Genomic DNA, 2,605 nt, shown 5'->3' on the forward strand with positions numbered 1-2,605 from the left:
CGGTCCAGCGCCAGGCGAAGCGGTTGGCGCTGGATGTGCAGCACAAGCGCCGCGGTACGGATGCGGACTTCGGTGGCGTCTTCTTCCAGCTGCGCGGCCACCTTCGTCGCCGGCTGCGGCACCACGATCGGGGCGGCCTTGTCGCCGGCGCCGCTGAGGGTGCCGTTTCTTCCGGCCTGCACGCGCAGCATGTCCTCGCCCAGCAGGTCCACGCGCAGCAGCATGCCGTTGTCGGTGCGGATGTCCCAACCGGGGCTGCCGTCCTTGCCGGGGGCGGCGCTGATGCGGGCCAGGTTGCCCAGCGGCTCGGCCACGGCCGGTGCCGCCGCCAGCGCGGAGAGCAGGGCCACCATCAGGCCAGTACGTCGAAACCGGGATTCCACCTTGCCCCCAAGCCCGCGGTCAGCGGGAATCTGAAACCAGTGCGGCCGACTCTAGGGCAGGGTCTCGAAAGATGTCAACAAATTGCAAAGAAAAAGGAAGGATATTTTCTTCAAAACGAAAGATATGAACGTAGCCGCTTTCTATATGGTGGCTGAATACGCGATTGTTGCCGCCTGAAACCTTGCTGCGATGCGGCATCCCAGGGGGCAGGCCGCGCATTCGCCCCGATCGATTCGTAAAAACTGTGACCGCCCTAGCTTTTCTTTATCTTTCGATATTTGACATTTCGAAAGAAAACGCAGAAGGTGCGGTCGCCCAACAGGAATTGCGAATGGACGCTTCTGTGCTTACCGACTTGCCCGCGTGGCAGCGCCTTGGCGGCGCCTATACCGCCGAAGAAATCGCCCAGCAGCCGCGCATGTGGACTGCCCTGGCCGACCTCCTCGATGACGCGCAGGCGCGCATCGACCGCTTCCTGGGAGATGCACTGCGCCAGCCCGGCCAGTTGGTGATCTTTACCGGTGCCGGCAGCTCGGGCTTCATCGCCGAAATGGTGGCCGACCACATCAATGCGCAGTGGCCCGCCGAGGTCCGCGCCGTCCACACCACCAGCCTGCTCACCCACCCGGCGCTGTACCTGCGCCGCGACCGCCCGACCCTGCTGGTGTCGTTCGGGCGCAGCGGCTCCAGCCCGGAAAGCGTGGCGGCGGTGGAACTGGTGCGCGACCGGGTCGATGACGCGCGCTTCCTGGACATCACCTGCAATGCCGACGGCGAACTGGCCCGGCGTGGCCATGGCCGCAGCGATACGCTGTCGCTGCTGATGCCGCCGCCCAGCTGCGACCGCGCCTTTGCCATGACCAGCAGCCTGAGCAGCATGCTGCTGGCCGCGCTGAGCGTGTTCGACAGCGCGCCGTGGCCGCAGCGCGTGCAGCGCCTGCGCAGCCTGGCCAGCCACGGCGAACGTGCGCTGCAGGCGTGGGACGCCGCCGTGGGCGCGCTGGCCCAGGCCACGTACTCGCGCGTGATCTACCTGGGCAGCGGCCCGCTGGAAGCACTGGCCCGCGAAGCGGCGCTGAAGGTGCTCGAACTCACCGCCGGCCAGGTGCTGGCGCTGGCCAACACCCCGCTCGGCTTCCGCCACGGCCCCAAGTCCACGCTCAATGGCGACACCCTGGTGGTGATGCTGCGCAGCGCACAGCCGTTGTCGCGCCGCTACGAACAGGACCTGCTGAATGAACTGCGTGGCGATGGCATCGCCGCACGGGTGATCTCGGTCGGTCCCGATGGCGATGATCGCGCCGACGGCGACTTCGTGCTCGACGCGCCCACGCTGGACGACAGCTGGCTGGCCCCGCTGTGGCTGCTGATGCCGCAGTGCTATGCGCTGCAGCGTTCGGCGGCGCTGGGCATGACCCCGGACAACCCCTTCCCCGACGGCACCGTGAACCGGGTCGTGCAGGGCGTGACCATCCATTCCCATGGCTGAGCAGGGCATGCCCATGCAGTGCTGGTACGGCATCGACGTTGGTGGCACCAAGATCGAGCTGGTGGCCTACGACGCCACCCTGCGCGAACTGCACCGTGAGCGGGTGACCACGCCCACGCAGGACTACGACACCTTCCTGCAGGCGATCACCGGGCTGGTGCACAGCGCCGACCGCACGCTGGGCGGCACATGCCGGGCCATCGGTATCGGCCTGCCGGGCGTGCGCGACCGCAGCACCGGGCGCCAGCTGAGCGCGAACGTGCCCAGCCTCACCGGCCGCCTGGTCGGCGAGGACCTGCAGGCGCGGCTGCAACGGCCCCTGCAGTTCGGCAACGACCTGCAATGCTTCGCCCTCAGCGAAGCGCATGGCGGCGCGGGCGAGGGTTACCCGAGCATGTTCGGCGCGATCCTGGGCACCGGCGCCGGTGGCGGTTTCTGCGTGGGTGGCCAGCTGCTCACCGGGGCCAACGGCATCGCCGGCGAGTGGGGGCACTGGAGCATTCCAGCCACGCTGCTGCAGCGTCACGCGCTGCCGGTGTTGCCGTGCGCGTGCGGCCTGCGCGGTTGCCTGGAGCGCTATGTGTCCGGCAATGGACTGGCGCTGATCCACGAAGGCCGCGGCGGTGATGCCGTGGACGCCACCGCGACCTGCTCGGCTACAGCTTCGCCAACCTGATCCTGGCCATCGACCCGCACGTGATCGTGCTGGGCGGCGGCCTGTCCAAGCTGGAG

Annotated in this window: 3 protein-coding genes and 1 pseudogene; 2 read left to right on the forward strand and 2 right to left on the reverse strand. The window is 68.1% G+C overall.

What is annotated here, in order from left to right; translation table 11 throughout:
* Together DBR34_RS12600 and DBR34_RS12605 are read right to left on the reverse strand one after the other, a co-directional pair.
* Positions 1 to 383 (reverse strand): annotated as a pseudogene (locus tag DBR34_RS12600) (alpha-glucosidase domain-containing protein); the annotation flags it as partial.
* A gap of 19 nt (positions 384 to 402) precedes the next feature.
* Positions 403 to 603: a hypothetical protein gene (locus tag DBR34_RS12605; protein ID WP_128097047.1), complete on the reverse strand. Its 201-nt coding sequence runs from the start codon at positions 601 to 603 to the stop codon at positions 403 to 405.
* A gap of 112 nt (positions 604 to 715) precedes the next feature.
* On the opposite strand from DBR34_RS12605, the gene DBR34_RS12610 reads away from it, so the two are divergent.
* Positions 716 to 1,873 carry an SIS domain-containing protein gene (locus DBR34_RS12610; protein ID WP_128097048.1) on the forward strand — a complete coding sequence of 386 codons (1,158 nt, stop codon included), beginning with the start codon at positions 716 to 718 and terminating at the stop codon, positions 1,871 to 1,873.
* A 7-nt stretch (positions 1,874 to 1,880) separates the two neighbouring features.
* Positions 1,881 to 2,549, forward strand: coding sequence for an ROK family protein (locus DBR34_RS22945; protein WP_258223885.1), 669 nt, complete (start codon positions 1,881 to 1,883; stop codon positions 2,547 to 2,549).
* Positions 2,550 to 2,605: the final 56 nt, after the last annotated feature.

The organism is Stenotrophomonas sp. HMWF003, from assembly GCF_003061285.1.
Lineage (GTDB): Bacteria > Pseudomonadota > Gammaproteobacteria > Xanthomonadales > Xanthomonadaceae > Stenotrophomonas > Stenotrophomonas maltophilia_AP.